This window comes from Vibrio sp. 10N.239.312.D08 (assembly GCF_041466145.1).
In the GTDB taxonomy this organism is placed as follows: domain Bacteria; phylum Pseudomonadota; class Gammaproteobacteria; order Enterobacterales; family Vibrionaceae; genus Vibrio; species Vibrio crassostreae_C.
The window spans coordinates 1-20,318 of sequence record NZ_JBFSSD010000062.1; the positions used below are offsets into that span (position 1 = coordinate 1).

General features: G+C 45.0%; 19 protein-coding genes. 8 read left to right on the top strand and 11 right to left on the bottom strand.

Annotated features, from left to right (window positions below; genetic code table 11):
* Window positions 1–145 precede the first annotated feature (145 nt).
* Entirely contained in the window at window positions 146–379 is a 234-nt protein-coding gene (locus AB6D58_RS21970) for a phosphonate metabolism protein (RefSeq protein WP_372158505.1), read from the top strand.
* Between the two features lie 108 nt (window positions 380–487).
* Here AB6D58_RS21970 and AB6D58_RS21975 read toward each other — a convergent pair whose 3' ends face one another.
* Both AB6D58_RS21975 and AB6D58_RS21980 read right to left on the bottom strand, forming a co-directional pair.
* A complete protein-coding gene (locus AB6D58_RS21975; protein WP_017069196.1) occupies window positions 488–1,822 on the bottom strand; it encodes an MATE family efflux transporter in 1,335 nt (444 codons plus the stop codon).
* A gap of 262 nt (window positions 1,823–2,084) precedes the next feature.
* Window positions 2,085–3,059 carry an AraC family transcriptional regulator gene (locus tag AB6D58_RS21980; protein ID WP_017071579.1) on the bottom strand — a complete coding sequence of 325 codons (975 nt, stop codon included), beginning with the start codon at window positions 3,057–3,059 and terminating at the stop codon, window positions 2,085–2,087.
* 92 nt (window positions 3,060–3,151) lie between these two features.
* Between AB6D58_RS21980 and AB6D58_RS21985 the strand changes: the two genes are divergently transcribed.
* A complete protein-coding gene (locus tag AB6D58_RS21985) occupies window positions 3,152–4,507 on the top strand; it encodes a serine hydrolase (RefSeq protein WP_108202781.1) in 1,356 nt (451 codons plus the stop codon).
* Between the two features lie 20 nt (window positions 4,508–4,527).
* Window positions 4,528–5,364: a hypothetical protein gene (locus tag AB6D58_RS21990; RefSeq protein ID WP_372158479.1), complete on the top strand. Its 837-nt coding sequence runs from the start codon at window positions 4,528–4,530 to the stop codon at window positions 5,362–5,364.
* Between the two features lie 87 nt (window positions 5,365–5,451).
* Here the strand turns inward: AB6D58_RS21990 and ppsA are convergent, their stop codons facing one another.
* Window positions 5,452–7,824: a phosphoenolpyruvate synthase gene (gene ppsA, locus AB6D58_RS21995; protein ID WP_048609039.1), complete on the bottom strand. Its 2,373-nt coding sequence runs from the start codon at window positions 7,822–7,824 to the stop codon at window positions 5,452–5,454.
* Window positions 7,825–8,002: 178 nt separating this feature from the next.
* Here ppsA and AB6D58_RS22000 point away from each other — a divergent pair, with 178 nt between their 5' ends.
* Window positions 8,003–8,836, top strand: coding sequence for a pyruvate, water dikinase regulatory protein (locus AB6D58_RS22000; protein ID WP_017060559.1), 834 nt, complete (start codon window positions 8,003–8,005; stop codon window positions 8,834–8,836).
* A gap of 159 nt (window positions 8,837–8,995) precedes the next feature.
* Here AB6D58_RS22000 and grxB read toward each other — a convergent pair whose 3' ends face one another.
* From grxB to AB6D58_RS22015, 3 genes are all read right to left on the bottom strand, one after another.
* Entirely contained in the window at window positions 8,996–9,628 is a 633-nt protein-coding gene (gene grxB, locus AB6D58_RS22005) for a glutaredoxin 2 (RefSeq protein ID WP_372158482.1), read from the bottom strand.
* A 347-nt stretch (window positions 9,629–9,975) separates the two neighbouring features.
* Window positions 9,976–10,134, bottom strand: coding sequence for a hypothetical protein (locus AB6D58_RS22010; RefSeq protein WP_004733064.1), 159 nt, complete (start codon window positions 10,132–10,134; stop codon window positions 9,976–9,978).
* A 164-nt stretch (window positions 10,135–10,298) separates the two neighbouring features.
* Window positions 10,299–11,279 carry a Gfo/Idh/MocA family protein gene (locus AB6D58_RS22015; RefSeq protein ID WP_372158484.1) on the bottom strand — a complete coding sequence of 327 codons (981 nt, stop codon included), beginning with the start codon at window positions 11,277–11,279 and terminating at the stop codon, window positions 10,299–10,301.
* A gap of 219 nt (window positions 11,280–11,498) precedes the next feature.
* Between AB6D58_RS22015 and AB6D58_RS22020 the strand changes: the two genes are divergently transcribed.
* Together AB6D58_RS22020 and AB6D58_RS22025 are read left to right on the top strand one after the other, a co-directional pair.
* A complete protein-coding gene (locus AB6D58_RS22020; RefSeq protein WP_372158487.1) occupies window positions 11,499–11,981 on the top strand; it encodes an N-acetyltransferase family protein in 483 nt (160 codons plus the stop codon).
* A gap of 2 nt (window positions 11,982–11,983) precedes the next feature.
* Window positions 11,984–12,757: a murein L,D-transpeptidase family protein gene (locus AB6D58_RS22025; protein ID WP_372158489.1), complete on the top strand. Its 774-nt coding sequence runs from the start codon at window positions 11,984–11,986 to the stop codon at window positions 12,755–12,757.
* Between the two features lie 104 nt (window positions 12,758–12,861).
* Here AB6D58_RS22025 and AB6D58_RS22030 read toward each other — a convergent pair whose 3' ends face one another.
* From AB6D58_RS22030 to AB6D58_RS22040, 3 genes are all read right to left on the bottom strand, one after another.
* Complete coding sequence (locus tag AB6D58_RS22030) at window positions 12,862–13,599, bottom strand: sulfite exporter TauE/SafE family protein (protein ID WP_017069205.1); 738 nt, start codon at window positions 13,597–13,599, stop codon at window positions 12,862–12,864.
* 160 nt (window positions 13,600–13,759) lie between these two features.
* Window positions 13,760–14,479, bottom strand: coding sequence for a glycerophosphodiester phosphodiesterase family protein (locus AB6D58_RS22035; protein WP_017067272.1), 720 nt, complete (start codon window positions 14,477–14,479; stop codon window positions 13,760–13,762).
* 211 nt (window positions 14,480–14,690) lie between these two features.
* Window positions 14,691–15,293, bottom strand: a complete 603-nt coding sequence (locus tag AB6D58_RS22040; RefSeq protein WP_050711798.1) for a 2OG-Fe(II) oxygenase — start codon at window positions 15,291–15,293, stop codon at window positions 14,691–14,693.
* Window positions 15,294–15,495: 202 nt separating this feature from the next.
* Between AB6D58_RS22040 and AB6D58_RS22045 the strand changes: the two genes are divergently transcribed.
* Window positions 15,496–16,284: an MBL fold metallo-hydrolase gene (locus AB6D58_RS22045; protein ID WP_104216066.1), complete on the top strand. Its 789-nt coding sequence runs from the start codon at window positions 15,496–15,498 to the stop codon at window positions 16,282–16,284.
* Between the two features lie 146 nt (window positions 16,285–16,430).
* On the opposite strand, the gene AB6D58_RS22050 is transcribed toward AB6D58_RS22045, so the two are convergent.
* Both AB6D58_RS22050 and rimK read right to left on the bottom strand, forming a co-directional pair.
* A complete protein-coding gene (locus tag AB6D58_RS22050) occupies window positions 16,431–16,859 on the bottom strand; it encodes a RimK/LysX family protein (RefSeq protein WP_004740039.1) in 429 nt (142 codons plus the stop codon).
* 32 nt (window positions 16,860–16,891) lie between these two features.
* On the bottom strand, window positions 16,892–17,797 hold the full coding sequence (gene rimK / locus AB6D58_RS22055; RefSeq protein ID WP_004740040.1) for a 30S ribosomal protein S6--L-glutamate ligase: 906 nt from the start codon (window positions 17,795–17,797) through the stop codon (window positions 16,892–16,894).
* A gap of 602 nt (window positions 17,798–18,399) precedes the next feature.
* Here rimK and AB6D58_RS22060 point away from each other — a divergent pair.
* A complete protein-coding gene (locus tag AB6D58_RS22060) occupies window positions 18,400–20,184 on the top strand; it encodes an SgrR family transcriptional regulator (RefSeq protein ID WP_372158492.1) in 1,785 nt (594 codons plus the stop codon).
* The last annotated feature ends 134 nt before the right edge of the window (window positions 20,185–20,318 follow it).

Below are 20,318 nucleotides of genomic sequence, written 5' to 3' on the forward strand. Positions count from 1 at the left end.
TTCACAATAATTCATCAATCTTAATTAGATCACATTTTTACTTTAATTGGTATAACTTCCTTTTAAAATGGTCCCGAATGAAACTGAAGTACTGCAGTTTTAGGCTGGTGAAGTACTTTGATACAATGGAATGATTAACTCATTTATGTTGGTGCAGGGCCTGAACTGCTTGATTGTTTTCGTTGGCAACCGCTGCTTAAGGCGTACCGCCATACTCGATTGCGTTTGGCAACTGCGTCCTCGGTTTGATGCTCCTAGCTATGCCGAGCGATTAGAAAGCTTTGAATGGTGGCATTGGGATGATGAAACACTAGCAGAAATATTGCCACCATTCCAAAAAGATTGCGGTGAGTTTTTGGCTTACTTTGAGCAAGTCTAACCCCAATATATTTTAAGTCTGAAACTAAAAAAGCAGCCTAAGTGGCTGCTTTTTCGTTTAATAACTTTATAGCGGTTTAGCTGGCAAGCCGTTTAGTTCGCTAACTGATTAATTAGAAAGCTTAGCCTCGACTTGCCCAAGTGCGCGTTGGTACATAAACCAAGCACATGTACCGGCAAGCACATTACCCACCATGGCACCCCAGAACAGGCCTTCAATACCAGCAAGCTGCGAACCAATCCACAAGCAAGGCAAGAAGAAGGCGAACAGGCGCAGTGCTGATATCGTTAAGGCAGTATAAGACTTACCAAGCGCATTCGAGATAGAAACCATCAGCATACAGATACCCAACGGCCCTAAACTGATAGGAACGATAAGTAAGTGGTAGTTCAAAATGGTCGAGACTTCGTCTTCGCTGGTCATGAGATTTGCCAACCCGCCAGAGAACATCCAAGTTACCAGTGCGATCACCAATTGGAATCCTAATACAAACATCACGGCAATCTTCACAAGACTACGTATGTTCCCTAGGTTCTTTTCTCCCAACATTCGGCCAATCATAGGTGGCATCGACATAGTCAGAGCAAGCACTGCAACAATCGAAAAGAACTCAAAACGTGAACCTAGCGCCCAAGCTGCAACGGCTGCTGTGCCGTAGCCTGCAAGCAGTTTGGTGGCGAGCATCGAAGAGACTGGTGGCAGTAGCTGACTGATCATCGCAGGCCCCATGATGTTTCCTATAGAACGAATACTCTTGCCGATATCAAGATCGTGCCAGTCGAATGTCATCCAATGCTTCTTAGTTACCTTAGGAGCAACGATAAAGATACCCGCACCGAACGCCAAGATGGTCGCAATCGCGGCTCCGTTGATGCCCATGTCGAGCGTGAATATGAAAATCGGGTCCAATATCAAGTTGATGATGCTGGTCGCGATCATCATCGAACCGGGCAGCATGGTATTACCATTGGCACGACACACACTGTAGAAAAAGTAGAGCAGTGCGCCTGTCCAAGAGCTTACCAGCCAATAGATCCAGTAATAATCAATGATCGGCAGTACCGTCGGTGGTGCATCGAGGAGTTGTAAAATAGGACCACGCAACAGATAGATGATGACCGAGAACAGCGCGACACTCACACTGCCCATCGCAACGACTAATCCGCCGAGCTGTTTGGCATAGCGTATCTCGTTAGCCCCAATAGCTCTCGCGATCACAGCCGTTGTCGCGATGCCTAGTCCGACTTGAATCCCGATAATGATCATCTGAATTGGTAGCGTGAAGCCTTGAACCGCGAGCGGCAGTACGCCTAACTGGCCAATAAAAGCACTGTCTACAAGTTGGAAGCTCATCAGGGAGAGCACCCCAAACAGCATTGGCCATGTCATTGTATAGAGTTGTCGGCCAAGAGAAGGCGAGGGAGTTGCGGTCGTAGAATTCATAACACTCTTATCAGTCTTGAAGGTAGGTTTGTCGTAGTGACAATCCATTCAATGAAGAATTGCGTAAAGGATAACGTAACGTTAGCTCGATACCAATAAATGTCATTAAATCTATCGATATTACCTTTGCACAGTTTCATCGGTATGTGAGCATTGTGCAATGCAACTTTATGCGTTCGCTTATTGAAATTTAAGGTGTCGTATCTTGTTTCTGAGTTTTATATTAGCGGATTGGGTCTAAAGGTTTTCCATTCGACTATTTCTAATGTTTCGCTTTATCCCGATAACTTGGTGGCGTGACTCCAACCCAACCTTTGAATGCACGATTGAAATTACTCAAGTCGCTGTAACCCACTTGCCAACTGATGTCTTGAACAGAAAGGTTGGTCTCTTCAAGTAGCTGTTTTGCTTTAGCTTCCCGAACTTGTTCTTTGGCTTGTTTAAAGAGAATGTTTTTGCTCTTCAGGTTTCTCTGCAGCGTTCGTTTTGTCATGCCGAGCATGGTCGCAAACCACTCAATATTGAACCAAGGTAGAGTCGCATAGGTGTCTATTAATATCTCGACAGCGTGATGCCAATCTTGGGTACTATTTCGTTCTGAAATGGCACGATAATCATCGGGCAGCGGAATCGAGAACGCACCGTATTGCTCTTCAAACTGAATATCAGAATCAAAGAAATGCTTAGGTAATTTACGTGCGCTGTTGTTCTTAGAGACCAACTTGGCGTGTGATGGTTGCCAGCGACTGTCAATGAACTTACGGCATAGGCTAATCACGGTCAGGGCGCGAAACCATTCTGCTTGTTCAAAACCTGAGGTCGATGGGTGATAGCAACTTCGATGACACAGCCACCACAATCCATCGCTTTTTTCCGTCCATATGGTGACGTGATTACTTAAGGTCGATATTTCAGTAATCAAGCAGCGTACCGCTTGCTCGAGAGAAGTGCATTGTTCAATTTTTCGGTCTAGCTCAGGTGACAATTGCTCTAGAGAGGCCTTACGTCCAACCTCAATCCCTATCGAATAGCCAAACTTACGCTCAAGGCCATGAATGAAGCGAATCACGTCTTGTGTAGGAAGCCATTGATTGGATTGTGTCAGTTCAATGGGTAGACCGCACGCAACGGCGACGGTGCGCCAATCCAGTCTATGTTTGTCACAATACTGAATATATGGAGCAATGTTACTGGTCGAAGTGAGCAGTATGCTGGTGGTGTTCGATGATGCTTTCATTGTTTTGTGCCTACCATTAAATGTCATCAAGTGACCTAATTAAGTGTAGCGCATCTCCCTATACTTTTCCTAACCCAAACAGGAGAACAATTATGAAACTTAAACACAATGCCGTTCTAGTATCGTTAGCGACCGCATCATCATTTGCTCTTGCAGCAAACCCAGTTGAAGAAGCTCTGAAAGTTGAAGGTGCTCAAGTTACCTTGACCGTGAAAGAGGCGAGCACAGCATTTACCCCAAGTTTTACTGACTCAGCTCGTGAGTTATTCAATAACTTTCATTGGCAGATGGGCGGCGACCACAGCGTTTACTACAACATGCACATGAGTGAGTTTCTACCAACGGCACTGGCGGCTCCAAACGAAGAGTACAAGCCTTTAGTCAAAAATATCGACCCACGACTCGCTGCACTGAAAGTTGATACTGAAAGCAAAGGTCAGTTGACAATGGATGAGTACTTGGCGGATGAACAGTTCCGTACCCAAGGCTTTATGTTGATTCACAAAGGGGAGATCGTTTACGAAGCTTACCCAGGTATGAAGCCGACAGATACGCACGTTTGGGCATCTACAGCAAAAACGACGGTTGGCACAGTGATCGCAATGTTAGTGGAAGAGGGCAAAGTCGACCCTGAAAAAGAGATCGCTGAGTATGTTTCTGAATTGAAAGGAACGAACTGGGATGGCATCACAGTACACCAAGTTCTGAACATGTCGACCGCTCTAGACAATGAAGAGACATTAGAGTCTATCTTGAACCCAGACTCTGATGTGGTGCGCTTCTTCGCGGCATCGTTCAACTCACCTCGTGCAAAAACGGGTGAAATGGAAACTTGGATGGAAGTGGCTCAAGGTGCACAGAAACTGGAAGGTGAACAAGCAGGTGACCACTTCCGTTATGCATCTATCAACACCATGGTGCTGACTAAGTTAGTTGAAAACGTTGAAAACAAAACTTGGACTCAAGTATTCGAAGATCGTGTTTGGTCAAAAGTGCACGCACGTCAACCAATGCAATTCAACTTGACGCCAGATGGCATGGCGATCGCGGTTGGTTTGGTTTCATCAACGGTAGAAGATATGGCTCGCTGGGGAACACTATTTACACCTAGCTGGAAAGCGGTGGCTGATGAGCCAGTGGTGTCACAAGCTGTGATTGATCGTATCCGCAACGGCGGTGATCCAAAAGCATTCGTAGGTACTAGCAAAGAGAGCAGTTCACTGCACGCATACAACGAAAAAGCAGACTACAACGCATACCAGTTTGATTTCATTTTCAACGATGGTGCGATGTCGAAAAGCGGCAACCTAGGCCAATTTATTTACATCGATCCGGCGCGTGACTTTGTGGGTGTGATGTTCTCAACCAACCCATACCACTCAGGTTTTGGTGAGAATAAAGGCCCTGCACTAATGCGTTCGGCAGCAAAACTACTTGCTGACAAGTAATCTATTTATTACCTAACAGGATGTTCCAGGCTTCAAGGAGGAAGCAAACGACTTTCGAGAGATATAATGAAAAGTTTGCTCTATTAATCCCGTTGAGTTTAGGTCTAGCCCTTCCTGCACATGCCGATTCAGATTCCGAACGTGTTATCGATCCTGCTGATGTCACTAAAGTTTATACTCAAGCTGCATTGATGCTGAATGGTAGTTCAGATATCCAATTTCAAGGGCAAGTTTCTGGCGGTTTAGAAAACGGTCAGCAGTTTGCCCTACTGGCCGAAGGGACGTTTGTCGATGAAAGCAACACAGCGCTTCGCGATCCAGACAAATTCGGTACAGAGTACAGCAACTCTAGAATTCAGTACTTCCACGTCTTTGAAACGGGGACGAAAGCTACGCCTAAAGTGGGTCTTTCATTAGATTATATTAATACGCGCAACAGTATTAAAAATGACTTATTGTCGGTTGGCGGTGTTGTTGCGATTAATCCAGCTTATACCGGTGGATTCCTGGTATTTCCAAGAGCAGGACTGATGACTGGTAGTATGGAGATCCCTGGCGTCACTTCATCTAAAGATGATTTAACGGGATACTCGCTTGGTTTGATTACCGCGAAGCATCTCGGTGACTCTGGCGCTTATGTGTCTTTGGTTCCTGAGTGGCAAGATCTTTCTGGTGATGATATCGACATGCAAAACTTCTCATTTAAAACATCGTTAAATGTGCCGATGAACACTGCAAGAACTTGGTGGTTGAATACGCGCTATGACATTACCAAAGCGGATGTTGATGTGAAAGGTGTGTCAATGCCGAATGGTTGGCAAACCGAAGCTTGGGTTGGTGTGAGATACTACTTCTAGCGCTCTAGCCAGCTAATTTGCAAAGAACCTAAAAAAGCCAGTCAATGTGACTGGCTTTTGTCGTTTAGGTACTGCGTAAAACGTTACTTATTTATTAGCAACGTTACCTAGCTTCAACCACGTATCGATAACCGTATCCGGGTTTAGTGAAACAGAGCTGATGCCTTGCTCCATTAACCACTCTGCTAGGTCGTCATGGTCAGATGGGCCTTGGCCACAAATGCCCACGTATTTACCCGCTTTGGTTGCTGCATCGATCGCCATTTTCAGCATTGCTTTCACGGCTGGGTTACGCTCATCGAATAGGTGTGCCACGTCACCTGAATCTCGGTCTAGGCCAAGCGTCAGCTGTGTCATGTCGTTTGAACCGATAGAGAAGCCATCGAAGTACTTCAAGAACTCATCAGCCAAAATTGCGTTCGATGGTAGCTCACACATCATGATGACTTTCAGACCTTGGTCGCCACGGCGTAGGTCGAACTTAGCCAGAATGTCGATAACCGATGCTGCTTCGCTTGGCGTGCGAACGAATGGAATCATGATTTCAACGTTCTTAAGACCCATCTCGTTACGAACACGTTTGATCGCTTGAGTTTCTAGCTCGAAACAGTCTTCGAATACTGGTGAGATGTAACGAGATGCACCACGGAAGCCCAGCATTGGGTTCTCTTCATGTGGTTCAAATGTTTTGCCGCCTACAAGGTTGCTGTACTCATTCGACTTAAAGTCAGACATACGTACGATCACACGCTTAGGCCAGAATGCAGAAGCGATGGTCGCGATGCCCTCTGTTAATTTGCTTACGTAGAAATCGATAGGATCTTTGTAGCCACGAATACGTTCGTTGATTTCCGCTTTTAGCTCATCCGTTTGTGCATCGAAGTTAAGCAGCGCTTTAGGGTGAATACCGATCATCTTGTTGATGATGAATTCTAGACGAGCAAGGCCAACACCTTCGTTCGGGATTTGTGCAAAGTCGAAGGCACGATCTGGGTTACCCACGTTCATCATTACTTTGGTTGGTAGCATTGGTAGCTCATCAACCTCAGAACGTTTGATTTCAAAATCGAGTTCGCCGTTGTAAACGTAGCCTGTTTCGCCTTCTGAACATGACACTGTCACGGTATCGCCATCGTTTAGGCTGCTTGTTGCTGTACCACAACCAACAATCGCTGGGATACCAAGCTCGCGAGCAATGATCGCAGCGTGACAAGTACGGCCACCACGGTTAGTCACAATCGCAGACGCTTTCTTCATCACAGGTTCCCAGTCTGGGTCTGTCATGTCAGTTACCAGCACGTCGCCTTCTTGAACCAGTGACATTTGGTCTAGAGAATCAACCAAGCGAACAGGGCCAGAGCCGATACGCTGACCGATAGCGCGGCCTTCAACCAAGACATCCGCCTTATTGTTTAGCTCGTAACGCTCGATAACGTTTTGATCGCTTTGAGAACATACGGTTTCTGGGCGAGCCTGAACGATGTAAAGCTTGCCGTCGATGCCATCTTTCGCCCACTCAATGTCCATTGGACGTTGGTAGTGCTTCTCGATGATCATCGCTTGTTTTGCTAGCTCTTTGATCTCTTCATCGTTGAGTGAGAACTCGTTACGCTCTTGAGTGTCGGTGTCGATGATATCGACTTGCTTGCCGATTTCTTGATTGGTCGAGTAGATCATCTTGATCAACTTAGAACCAAACGTCTTTTTAACGATTGGGTAGTGACCCGCTTCTAACATTGGCTTGTGAACGTAGAACTCGTCTGGGTTCACTGCGCCCTGTACAACCATTTCACCCAAGCCCCAAGAAGAGGTGATGAATACCACTTGGTCGAAGCCAGACTCAGTATCAAGCGTGAACATCACACCTGAAGAGGCTTTGTCTGAGCGAACCATGCGCTGGATACCCGCAGACAATGAAATGCCACGGTGGTCAAAGCCTTGGTGTACACGGTAAGAGATAGCGCGGTCGTTAAACAGTGACGCGTAAACGTGCTTGGTTGCTTCGAGTACCGCGTCGATGCCTTTCACGTTAAGGAAGGTTTCTTGCTGGCCTGCGAAAGAAGCATCTGGAAGATCTTCTGCGGTTGCCGATGAACGAACCGCTACAGACAATTCTTCGTTGTCTTCAATTAGCTCACGGTAGTTCTCACGGATGTCTTGCTCTAGTGATTCTGGGAAGGGTGCATCTAGAACCCATTGTCGAATCGTTGCACCTGTCTTACGCAGGGCGTCAACGTCTTCAACATCAAGTTCATCAAGTAGTTGGTGAATGCGCTCATCAAGACCTTTGTAATCAAGAAAGTCGTTAAACGCATAAGAGGTGGTAGCAAAACCATTAGGTACAGAAACACCAGCATTGGACAGGTTAGAAACCATCTCGCCCAGTGAGGCGTTCTTACCGCCGACTTTGTCGACATCTTCCATGGATAGGCCATTGAACCATAGGGTATTATTTTGCATTTATTTCTCCAGAAACATAGCAAGCATTGTAGGGATTTAAAGGCAAACGATTACGTATCAGTTTAAAAAAATGTAAATTATTTTTTAAAGCTGTGGGGGACGTAATAGTCAGCAGGGTTTCGTTATATATATTATGGTTCCCATCCTACTCAAAATAATTTTAAACATTAAATAAAAAATGCAAATTGATATCCAAAGTCGTGATGTATTCTATGTTTCTGATGGAACGGCCATAACATGTGAGACTTTAGGGCATGTTGTTCTAGGTCAATTCCCTTTTAAAGCCAATGAAAAAACCTTTCCGTTTGTGGAAAGTGAGGACAAACTTTCTGATTTATTAAAAGAGATTGAAATTTCGTATCGTGATACCGGATTAGAACCGCTAGTGTTCTTTTCGATTGTGATACCTGATATCAAAACCAAATTGCTAGAAGCGCCCGCGCACTGTTATGACGTGTTAGAGAGCATCGTGCAGAAAGTACAGGATGACATTCAGATGGCGCCTGTTCCTAAGTTGCAGCGCTCACGCAGTGTAAACAAGGACTCGGTGAAGTATTTCGACCGTATTGCTGCGATTGAGTACACGCTCGCGCATGATGATGGCATCACGCTAAAAGGGCTGGAAGAAGCCGACATCATCTTGTTGGGTGTTTCTCGAAGTGGCAAAACACCAACAAGTTTGTATATGGCGATGCAGTTTGGCTTACGCGTAGCAAACTACCCATTTATCCACGATGACTTGGCACGCTTAAAGCTGTTGCCAGAGTTTGAGATCTACCGACATAAGCTGTTTGGTTTGACCATTGATGCAGAAAGGCTCACTGAAATTCGTGAGAACCGCTTAGCAGGCAGCGAATACGCCAGTGACTCACAATGTTTGTATGAATTGCAAACGGTAGAGGCGATGTTCCGTCGAGAAGCGATACCTTACATCAACACCTCTTCACTATCGGTTGAAGAAATTTCGACACGAATCTTGGAGCGAACAGGTTTGAGAAGGCGTCTGCTGTAAGACAAAGCCTTAGAGAAATAGAATGGCCAGATAAAAGAAAATCGAAGCTCGCAGTTTACACCTGAGAGCTTCGATTTTTTGTTTGTGCTCGTTGTAGTCGCTTGCGAGTCAGAGCTTGTTTTCTTAATCAGAGCTTGCTTTCTTAATCGAGATAGCTTTCTAGCGAAGTAAAGACAGCTTTAGCGTTTCACTTTTCTTTTCTAACCAGCGTTCAAGTGCTGGTGGCCATGTGATGCTTGGTTCTACGCAAAAGCCACGAAGCATCGAGAAATACACCGCTTGATCGACTAGAGGCAGTGATGACTCACCACTCTCTAGATCCAGTAAGAGTTCGGCATCTTTCAGTAATGGGTTAATCAGTTGAATGAACTGAGGCGTCTTTTCTAACAGTTCTTCAAAGTTAAAACCTTCGGTCTCTTTACTGGCACGCCAAGCTTCTTTGGCTCCAGCAGAGCGATATTCAGCCAAGTCGAGGTTCCACCAACGTGGGCGTCCAATCTGTTGAGTAAGAGGGAATGCGCGAGTTTGGAACACAGTCACTTGCTCAGATGGCACACGCTGCTCATCGCTTGATTTCAAGTCCATGAAGTACGCGATGATATCTAGGCTCTCTGCCATGATAGAGCCATCGTCTTTTTGTAAGACGGGTACCATCTTTTTACCGATCAGATCGATAAGGGTTTGGGCATCATCATAATCGACAGAAACAAGCTCAATGTTCAAGCCTAGCGATTGAGCAATGTAGGAGACTCTTGCACAGAAAGGGCAGTGATCGTAAATGTAAAGCTTCATAGCTTCCCTCATTCGGGTCTTTCTTAGTATAAGATGATGCTAATGTACCAGAAACTTTCGCAGACAATAAGCCTTTGTTAACAAGAACTATTCACTGCGATTAAGTGCACGGGAATATCAAGAGAACGATGAGAATAAGCACCTAGTGTAGAAACTCGTTGCCTAATTCTATTGTCAGTTGAGTGCGGTTTTATTGTAACGAGTAAGCTAATGAGAAAGCTGGTGGGTAAATGACGGGCATAAAAAAGGCTCTGGCTGCTTACTCTAATGCAGAAGAGTGAAGTCAGCCAAAGCCTCAATTTTGTTACCTTTAGTAGTGTGACTACTAAAAGGGCAGAGTGGTTAAACTATGCTTTTTTAAGATCTTGCGCTGGGTAAGTAAGCGTCATTGCGCCTTCTACCGTTGTAACGTGAACGTAGCCGCCACCAGCACTTAGGCCAGTTACTACCATTTCACCTAGTTCAACACCTTTTGTTGCTACAACGCGATCATCAACTGAAAACACTTTACACACCTTCAATAAATTAAATAAATACGATAGATATCGAACGCGGATTTAAACAGATGGGACCTCAATCAACTAATCCGGTTATTTGTCGTAAAGATTAAATTCAGTTATGTATAAATAATTATGTATTAAAAATCAGTTTGTTAACTTACGCTGTGACGTTATTTATCCGCTGGATACACTACACCAACTTGTTGGCGCATCTCTGTAATTAACTTCGCAACCGTTAAAGCGCGCAGTTGGGCCTGCGCTTGTGTTGCGTTGTCGCCAGCAATGCAGCTAGCAAAGGCCTGCGCTTCGTAACTCATGGAGTTTTCGCTTTGTGCTTGAGTAAGGTTTTCTACCGTGCCATCGCGGTAGCGGATCTTAACGTCAGTACATTCAGCGATGTGATCGATGATGATCGCCCCTAATTCACCTTGGATCTCGCTTGGCGCATAAGAGTCGCTGACTTTGGAGTGCGCAAGGGTCACATCAAACTCAGGGTATTGGAAGATCGCACAGCCATGAGCATCGACACCTGAATCAAGTAGCTTTGCAGAAGCCTGTGCGTTTTCAGGTTTGCCAAATAGCGCGATTGTCGCGGCAACACAGTAAAAGCCAATATCGACCAATGAGCCGTTAGAAAAAGCTGGGTTGAAGGTATTTGGGTTCTCGCCGTTTAGGTATTTTTGGTAGCGCGATGAATACTGGCAGTAGTTGATGTGTGCCTTATGTACCTTGCCAATCTTTTCTAACCCAAGTTGAATTTGCTTAAAGTTCGGTAAGAATTGAGATTTATACGCCTCAAACAGCACCACCCCGTTTTTCTCAGCGACTTCGAACATGCGTGTTGCTTCATCAATATTCGATGCGACAGGCTTTTCACAGATGACATGCTTGCCGTGTTCCATCATGAAGATAGATTGCTCGCAATGCAGTGAGTTCGGGGAAGCGATGTACACGGCTTCAACAGTGTTGTCATTGGCCAATGCATCGAGTGAGTCATACGTGGTTTCAACGTCAAATTCTTGGGCGAACTGTGCCGCGCTGCCAAGATTTCGAGAGTAAACCGCAGCAAGTTGCATCGATTGAGATTCGTGAGCAGCTTGAACAAACTTTTGTGTAATCCAATTGGTTCCAATTACAGCAAACTTAATCATATAGGTATCCAGTCGTTAGTCGTCGTTATTATATTGATTCTGCAGAGATAGTAGCACTCAACGGCTGGCAATGTGCCTGAGATTTGCGGAACAATTTCCCTAAACATAGTGCCTAATATTAATAATCAGCCTTCACAGAGCGTCTGAATTGACCAGTGTAACGGTGCACAACTAAGCCATTTTTGCTAAGGTGTTATTGAATTCAAACAAGGTGATGATATGCAAATCCGGACGGCCAAGGTAACTGATATTAACGCGATCTTAGCGCTCTCTGAGCAGATAAACCGTCAACATCATCTTGGTGCACCTATGGTATTTGCGCCAGCGTCACAAGGTTTGGCCGACAGTGAAGAGTATTGGTTAGGTTTGATGCTTGACCCGACTGGCGCGTTCTTTGTGGCAGTTGATGAGAAGCAAGTGGTTGGCTTTTTAGCGGGTAAAGTCACGCAGAATAAAGGCGTCAGTTTTATCCAGTCACACAAGGTGGCAAGGGTCAATACGATTGTGGTGAACGATCAGGTTCAGAACAAAGGTGCTGGTCGAGCGTTAATGAAGTCGTTTAATCAATGGGCGCAGGCGAGAGGAGCAATAGAACTTAGGTTGGAGGTAATGGAGTTTAACCAACAAGCTCAGGGTTTCTATGAGTCGTTAGGAATGGAAACTCAGTCACGAACCATGTCCATGCGTTTTGAGGAGATCTAAAGGTGCGTCTGTTTCTGCCTTTATCACTGTGTTTACTGTTTGTGGCTTCGAACGCGAATGCTGAGCAAGTCGTGGTCGAGAAAATAGTCTCTGACGCGACCGCTATCGAAACCATCGTATTCGAGTCTGCACCGGCTCATTCTCAACGTGTCTCAACGTCTTCATCTAACTCAACCTCTTCCACGAGCTCAAACTCCGAGCATGTGATTATTGTGGATGATGTTCTTAACAGTAGCCCTGATGAAAAGGTAGCTCAGCTTTCTCAAGGGTCATCGAAGCGCCCGCCTGAAAGTTCCTCTCGACAGTTTTACAACCTACCAGATAGCGCTTCTGAGATAGATTCGCTGTCGCAAGTGGTCACGTTAGTCAAAGTCGATAAATCGAAACGCAGGATGTATCTGCTAAAAGGTGAAGAGGTGATTCAGGAGTTTCGTATTGCGCTAGGCAAACAACCGAAAGGGCATAAACGCTTTGAAGGGGACAACCGAACGCCGGAAGGGGAATACCAGCTCGATTATGTGATGGAAGAGTCGGACTTTTATCGCTCAGTACATATTAATTATCCGCAACCTTCGGATATGCAATGGGCAGAGCAAAATGATGTAGATCCTGGAGGAAACATCAAAATCCATGGCATCAAAAACGGCGAGCGTCGTTCGCCGAGCTTTATTCAAAGTTTTGATTGGACGGATGGCTGTATCGCGTTAACCAATCAAGATATGGATGAGTTTCTCCAACTTGTAAAAATGGGTACCCCTATCCATATCGAATGGTAGTCATTGGTACCCAGTTTTCTTAATCACTTTCCGCAGTCAATTAGCGCAATCAATTCGCGAAACCAATTCGTAAAAGCAACGTCCAAAATTAAACGCTAAAGCCGTTACAGTAAGACTCGACCTGCACTGAATATTGCAATCACAATCAGCAATGCAATGGTGACTGGCTTAAACTTCGCTCCACCAAATCTTTCGAACAGTTTAGAACCCACATAACCGCCAAACATGCTGCTTGGTAGAAGCGCGAGAGTCAGCCAAACTACATCGCGGTCGACTAACCCAGCGATAGATGCTGAAACAAACGCAGTGGAATCAGCCAATACAAAGAAGGCTATCAGGCCTGCTCTGGCAATGTGCGGAGCGACTGGGCTTGCTAATGCATGAGTGCCAATTGGAGGCCCTGACATCGAAGCCGCGCCGTTCATTACACCCGCAAGGCTTCCTAGAATATAGGGAGTAAATCTAGGTTCGCTTTTGTACTGGAAACCTTTGTAGATCATAAGTGCAGACGCAAAAATGAAGGCACTGATGATCAAGATGATCGTGTCTTGGCTAACGGATTTAAGCAGAAGTAAGCCGACTGGTGTGAAGGCAAAACAAGGGATAAATACCTTTAAAACCCAGCGCCAGTTAACATGCTTTCGAACTTTAGGCAGTAATTGAACATTGCCTAGGAGATCGATCAACATGAAGACGGGAACCAGTTCGATAACAGGCTCGAATAACGCACTTAATGGCAATGCCACTAAGGTGAAACCGAAACCTGAGAAGCCACGAACAATAGCGGCGAAAATGAAGATTGCACCCAAAATTGGGAAGGTTGGACTAAAAATGAGATCCATAAATTAAGTAACCAATGAAGCCGTCTAAATAGAGCGAGCTAATGAAACCAAGTGAGTAGCGGAATGTACTCCTACTCACTTGTGTTTGCTACCTAATTTTAAGGTTTCCCGAGAGTTAATTTTAAAGTCTCTCGGGGTTGTTTTTGCAGTATTCGCTTGGTCAATTTATAGAGGTAAATTGATTCGGGAAATCAGTGAATACAGCATCTACTTTTGAGATGAATTTGAAGTGAGACGGATCGTTTACTGTGTAGCACCAAGTTTGAATGTTTGCTTCACTCAGTGTATCAAGATCGCTCTGATTCACATGCTCGTAGTTCATGTGACAGCTGAACGCTTTAACCTCGTCAATCAACATCAAGTCGGCTTGAGTCAGTTGCTCGGTGATCAGACCTACGCGGTATCTCGGCAGGTGACGAGCCATTTCAGAAACGACTTGATGGCTGAAACTTGAAAGCAGCACTCTGTCGGTGTCTAGATTTGAACGAATCAACTCGGTATGCAGCAAATCAACGACATGAGGCGCTTGATGTCGACTGTCGACTTTGATCTCTAAGTTCACGCTGAGATCATGCTGTTCAGCAAGCGCGAGCAACTCTTCCAACGTCAATATTCTTTCACCAGCGAACTGCTCAGACTTCCAACTGCCAAAATCGAGCTGACGCAGTTCTGCAAGGGTGTGTTCGTCGACACGACCCTTGCCATCGCTGCAGCGCTCAAGGGTGTGGTCGTGACAAACCACAAGTTGATCATCCTGAGTTGGCTGAATATCTACTTCAATCCATTTCAAGCCGAGTTTAGCGGCTTGTTCAATGCTTGCTTTGGTATTTTCTGGGTGAGTACCTGCTACACCCCGATGACCTACGATGATAGACGACATAATTAATCCTTCTTGAATGCGCATCGTAAATATTTATTAAATATCAGTTTTCCCGAATACGCCAGAGTAATTGCTGGGCAAGAGTCTCTACACAGGATTCGGCTCATAAAAGTGATATTTTCCTCTTAGTACTTTCCTAGCAGTACTAAGAGGAAAAGCCTCTCGAGTGGAGAGGCTTTGGATGAGATGAGGCTTTGACCCGAACCTCGCTTTAGTGTGCGATATCGAGTTGGTTGTCTTTCACGCCGTTAATACGGAACCAACCTGCAATACTGAATCGCTCTGTGTTTGTCGGCAGTACCTCGTGTGGGAACTGTTCAGATAAGAATACAAATAAGCGGCCTGACTTTGGTGGAATGGTCGCGATGTGGTTGTCTTTTAGGTCGTAAACCACAAGTTCACCAGCGTCTTCTTCTGTCCACTCATCATTCATATAGAACACAGTGGTCAGGCGGCGGTTTTCATTGCCCTTGAAACAGTCTAAGTGCTTCTGGTAGAAGTCGCCTTTTTCGTATTTAGCAAAGTGCGCTTCGTACTCGAACAGACCCAAAAAGAACGCTTGGTTTGCCGCTAAACGAATTTGTTCCATTTTGTCTAGGAACAGAGATGCTGGCTGACCCATATCGCGGCGCACCCATTGAATCTTGTCACTACGAATGGTCGACTCTCGCGTTACTTCATCGTTACGGCCAATCCTAGCCTTTTTCCAGTTCTCTGGAATGCAATCCCTCAATGCCACCACTTCTTCATGAGTTAAGAAGTCATCCCAAACAAAGTAGCCTTGGGTAGAAAGAGCATCGATTAGTTGGTTCATGTATAGCACTCAGACAATAAATTAGAGGCGCATATATAGTCCTAATAACTTAGGTCAACAAATCACGTATTTTGTCGTCACGATAAAAGAGCGGAAGAGCATGGTACTTTGATGTGATTTTATAGTTAACAAATTTGTTACAAATAAATGTGTGTTTGCTATGGTGTAGGTCTGACCAGTTGAATTATCACAAGGAGTGGGTTTGCAGCTGCATACCATTAAAGGTTACATCCAAGACATGTACTTGGTGGAGTATCCGGACAAATTACTGTTGCTCGATGGCGCATGTCGAGCCGATATTCCGCATTTGAAGGCTTTTATTGAAACCGAACTTATGCGTGATTTTTCTGATCTCCACACGGTTGTGGTGACACACATGCATCCTGACCATGCAGGGGCAGCGCACAAGCTCAGAAAGCTCACGAGCTGTAACTTGGTGGCAGCAAACCGAGACAAAGATTGGTATCACGGCATCGATGGCATTTTGATGCACCTGACCGACTTAGCGCTTGCTAGGTGGATGGCGAACCGCTTAGGCAAGCCTAAAGCAAACCTATGGTATTCAAGAAAGTTAAAGCCGGACTACAAGCTGTCTGATGGGGATAGTATTCCAGGGTTTGATGATTGGTTGGTTCTTGAAACACCGGGCCATACCGACCGTGATCTCTCGGTCTATTGCCCATCACACAGCGTGGCTTATGTGGCCGATTTAATGGTCGAGGTTAAGAAGAAGCTGATTCCGCCGTTTCCTATCTTTCACCCTAATAAGTATCGAGCGTCTGTATCGCGCATTTATGACATGCAGCTCGATACCTTGCTGGTGGCGCATGGTGGGCAAGTCGATTTCAGTCAGAAGGCTTTTGAACACCTGTTGATGAGTGCCCCAAGAAGGCCTGTTACACATTGGCGAGTGACGAAAATCAAAACCAAGAAATTACTTTTATCGATTGGGCGATTTGGTTTTCAATCTCATGGTAAATCGAAGAAATAGATCAGAAGCTTGAATGCAAAGTCGTGTATTCAGAGCTGAAAGTAGAAATAGAAAAATAGATAGCAATAAGGCCAGTCATGAGACTGGCCTTATATCGTTGTGAGTAGCTTTAGTTATAACCTGTGGAGCGGTTACGATGACTCGGATTAGTGAGTCAGCAGGAATTCACCCGCAGGGTCAACAATCACTTTGTCACTCATGCCTTGACGTCCAAGCAACATCATGTAAGTCATGTCTTGACGGTTGCTTAGCGTGATATCGATCGGCCATTGTTGGCCACCGATTCTTAGCATGGTTTCAATCACGCAACGGTGTTCAACTTCGCCGTTAGATGATTTAATTTTCTTACTTGTTTTCAGTTTCGCCTTGCAGCGCACCGTCTCTTCTAGGTGATAAACGTCTGGGTGAAGGTCGAACTCTACGAATTTCTCACCATTTGATTTAACACATAGTAGATTGTCTACGTGTAGAGAAGAGGTTTTAGCCCCTGTATCAACACGTGTATGTAGTCCAGTTATCCCTAACTCTGGTAAGCAAAGTGCTTCGGTATTCCCTATGATCATTTTATTGTTCATTTTCTTTCCAATCATGAGTTATCGGTATTCAATCAGCCCTTGCCACGAGTACGGTTAGCGTTTGGTTTTGCATTCTTCTCGATGAATTCGAAAATCATGTCTGCTACATCTTTACCCGTTGCTTTCTCGATGCCTTCTAGGCCTGGAGAAGAGTTTACTTCCATTACTACTGGGCCGTTCTTAGATTGTAGGATATCTACACCACATAGGTTTAATCCCATGATTTTCGCTGCATTGATTGCTGTTGCGCGCTCTTCTTTGGTTAGTTTAACCAGCTGAGCAGTGCCGCCACGGTGCAGGTTAGAGCGGAATTCACCTTCACCAGCTTGACGCTTCATTGCAGCAATTACTTTGTTGCCAACAACAAAACAACGGATGTCTGCGCCATTTGCTTCTTCAATGAACTCTTGAACCAAGATGTTCGCTTTTAGGCCCATGAACGCTTCGATAACGCTTTCTGCTGCTTTGTTTGTTTCTGCTAGTACAACGCCGATACCTTGAGTGCCTTCAAGAAGCTTGATCACAAGTGGCGCGCCGCCTACGTTTTTGATCAGGTCTTGAATCTTGTCTGGGCGGCTAGCGAAACCTGTTTTTGGTAAGCCAATACCTTTACGAGACAACAGTTGTAGTGAGCGCAGTTTGTCGCGAGAGCGACTGATTGCTACTGACTCATTGATACAAAAAGTGCCCATCATTTCAAATTGGCGAACAACCGCAGTTCCGTAAAAGGTAATGGAAGCGCCAATACGTGGAATAACAGCATCGTATTGAGGTAGCTCTTCACCCATGTAGCGAATCTTCGGATTGTTACTCGCGATATCTATATCACAGTGCAACGTGTCGATAACATCGACCTGATGACCACGTGCTTCTCCAGCCTGCTTTAGACGAGCGGTAGAGTATAGATTTTCGTTGCGAGAAAGAATTGCGATACGCATGGCGTTTCCTTAGTTAATACCTGATTGGTAACTGCAAATAAATTAGTTGTTAGCTGAGCTTTCAGTTTTTTCTGAGGCTCTTTGCTTGCTTCGGGGCGAACCTTAAGGCTTTTCGTTCAACTAAGAAAACGAATTAAATTTGTCGAGTCGACAACGGAAATTTATCGATTGTGTGAGCTATTGGTACAGCAGGCTTGAGAGGGGAATTGGAATGGAAAAGCGAGTTGAGACCTAACTCATATTGGGGGTAGGAGCATATTAGGTTGTACCCAACTCGCGTTTACTCGGTGCTAAAAAGTGTACTAATAACGCCAGTTACATAGATCTAAAAGTGTTCGTAGTGCTTCTCTTTCGAGCTTACTGCAGGTGCTTTTTAGCTTGTTAAGATAGTATTTTCTCATGGTCATTACTCTCTCTGGTTAGGCTTTATTTACAACCTATGGTTTGTTGCTGACCCGTTCATTATGGATAATTAAGAGGAACTAAAAAACAGATGGTATTTTTATTGGTTGTTCCTGTTTTGGTCGCATTACACTACTTTTTGATGAATGTGTTTTATAATGAGCTTAATTAGGAAGAGCTATCTTTAAAAGGTTCACTATTTGTCTGATCTAAACATGATGCGTTACTACACGCGGCTAGAATCGTTCGAGCCAAACATTTCTCATTCAGTCACCCTAGCCGAAGTAGCGGATATGCTGTTTACAAGCTTGCGTCACGCTCGAACTTTACTTGGTAAGATGCATCAAGCTGAATGGGTGGTGTGGGAGCCAAAAGTTGGCAGAAATCAACGCTCTAACTTAACACTGCGTTTTAGCAATTCAGAGTTGGCGCAGCATGTTGCAATTAAACTGATAGAGCAGGGCAAGTACGAAAAAGCACTTTCCATATTGGATAATGACCGCGCTGTGTTTGGTTCTTTACTGCAAGAAACTTCCGGCGCGACCATGCGTGAAGGGCTGCTGCACGTTCAATTAACCTATAAGCGTAAGTTTGAGGATTTGTTTCCGCACCATATACACCGCAGTAGCGAACGATTTTTGATCAGACAGGTGTTTAGCTGCCTAGTGACGTGTAATGGTAAAGGTGAGTTAAAGCCTGAACTAGCTCACCATTGGGAATATGACACTGAGCAACTGGTTTGGACTTTCTATCTGCGCCCCGGTCTGACATTTCATGATGGTCAGCCAGTTGATGCCAAGCAGCTGGTTGCTTTGTTTACTGCTTTACAAGCTCTGCCTTTCTATCAAGCTGAGTTAGATCATGTTTCTTCCATCTACAGTGAACAGCCATTGAGGATCAGCTTCCAATTGACCAAAGCAGACACCGGCTTCGCTGGCTTATTGGCTGGCGTTAAGTATTCGATTCAACCTGCTGCGCAAGTTACACGTGAGCCATCGCCATTAAATTCGGTGTCTCATGCTGTGATTGGAACCGGCCCTTTCAAAGTGGTTGAGACCAATAATGAACGCATTAAGCTCGCGGCATTTGAGCTCTATTATGGTTGTCGTTCTTTGACTGATGAAGTGACCATCTGGCAGTTTGAAGAGTCGATGACGGGCAGTGCTCGATTCGATGACAGCCAAATGCAAGTCTCGTCTTATGAAGATTCTTCTTGTTTCCATCAGTTAGGGAAAAGCGATACGGAGCTTGTTTCTGCAGACACAGATGGCCTTCGTAGCCGAGTCGAGGATGGGTGCTTATTTATCCTGTTCAATCAGAATTCAGCGGCAACTCCGCTTAATAATGAGCAGCGAAAATACCTTTCACAACTGACCAACCCACAAGCGATTTTGTCACAGTTGGAACATAACAAGGGTCTGTTTAGTGTCTCTTTAGCTCAAAATATACTGCCAAGTTGGCAGAAATTGTATCGAACGCCTTCGAAAGAGACACAACTGCCGAAAAAGATGAGTATAGCGGTTTACGATTATTATGCGTTGTATCGATGTGCGATTTGCGTATCTGACATACTCAAACGATATGGTGTGGAAGTTGAGGTGAACACCTACAGTTTTCGAGAATTGGCTCAGTTATCTCAGAGTGGCGAGTTAAAGGAGGACTTGGTGCTGTGTAACTTGAACCTCGATGACAATGCTCCGTCTTCGCTGTTCTCGTGGATGATGAACGATCCTGTTTTGCACTCTGCTTTAGGAGAGATGAACAGCGATTGGCTCAAGCAGCGCTTGGATAGTCATAAAGCATCCGTGGAACTGCCTAATTACTTGGCAGATCTAGAACCTATCGCGTCTACTCTGATCTCAGATTATTGGTTAGTGCCTATGTTCCATCACTTACAGACCGTTCGTTTCCAAGGGATTCTTAAAAACGTAGCCATCACCAACTGGGGATGGCCAGATTTCAAGAATGTATGGTCTGCTGACTAACCTTTCTGACTAGCTAAATAACTAAGTTAACTCGTTGCCAAAGTTGGTTTTTCCAAAATCGACTTTGACACGCTTACGTCTAGATAAATTAAAAATTACACTCTCTGGTTTACTTTTTGGTTTTGGTATGTAAA

Excerpts from the sequence above, each read along its gene's own strand:
- AB6D58_RS21980 (WP_017071579.1), bottom strand. The coding sequence starts at position 3,059 with ATGAAAGCATCATCGAACACCACCAGCATACTGCTCACTTCGACCAGT.
- AB6D58_RS22035 (WP_017067272.1), bottom strand. The coding sequence starts at position 14,479 with ATGTCGTCTATCATCGTAGGTCATCGGGGTGTAGCAGGTACTCACCCA.
- ppsA (WP_048609039.1), bottom strand. The coding sequence starts at position 7,824 with ATGCAAAATAATACCCTATGGTTCAATGGCCTATCCATGGAAGATGTC.
- AB6D58_RS21970 (WP_372158505.1), top strand. The coding sequence starts at position 146 with ATGTTGGTGCAGGGCCTGAACTGCTTGATTGTTTTCGTTGGCAACCGC.
- AB6D58_RS21975 (WP_017069196.1), bottom strand. The coding sequence starts at position 1,822 with ATGAATTCTACGACCGCAACTCCCTCGCCTTCTCTTGGCCGACAACTC.
- AB6D58_RS22030 (WP_017069205.1), bottom strand. The coding sequence starts at position 13,599 with ATGGATCTCATTTTTAGTCCAACCTTCCCAATTTTGGGTGCAATCTTC.
- AB6D58_RS22000 (WP_017060559.1), top strand. The coding sequence starts at position 8,003 with ATGCAAATTGATATCCAAAGTCGTGATGTATTCTATGTTTCTGATGGA.
- grxB (WP_372158482.1), bottom strand. The coding sequence starts at position 9,628 with ATGAAGCTTTACATTTACGATCACTGCCCTTTCTGTGCAAGAGTCTCC.
- AB6D58_RS22050 (WP_004740039.1), bottom strand. The coding sequence starts at position 16,859 with ATGAACAATAAAATGATCATAGGGAATACCGAAGCACTTTGCTTACCA.
- AB6D58_RS22015 (WP_372158484.1), bottom strand. The coding sequence starts at position 11,279 with ATGATTAAGTTTGCTGTAATTGGAACCAATTGGATTACACAAAAGTTT.
- AB6D58_RS22040 (WP_050711798.1), bottom strand. The coding sequence starts at position 15,293 with ATGAACCAACTAATCGATGCTCTTTCTACCCAAGGCTACTTTGTTTGG.
- AB6D58_RS21985 (WP_108202781.1), top strand. The coding sequence starts at position 3,152 with ATGAAACTTAAACACAATGCCGTTCTAGTATCGTTAGCGACCGCATCA.
- rimK (WP_004740040.1), bottom strand. The coding sequence starts at position 17,797 with ATGCGTATCGCAATTCTTTCTCGCAACGAAAATCTATACTCTACCGCT.
- AB6D58_RS21990 (WP_372158479.1), top strand. The coding sequence starts at position 4,528 with ATGTTCCAGGCTTCAAGGAGGAAGCAAACGACTTTCGAGAGATATAAT.
- AB6D58_RS22020 (WP_372158487.1), top strand. The coding sequence starts at position 11,499 with ATGCAAATCCGGACGGCCAAGGTAACTGATATTAACGCGATCTTAGCG.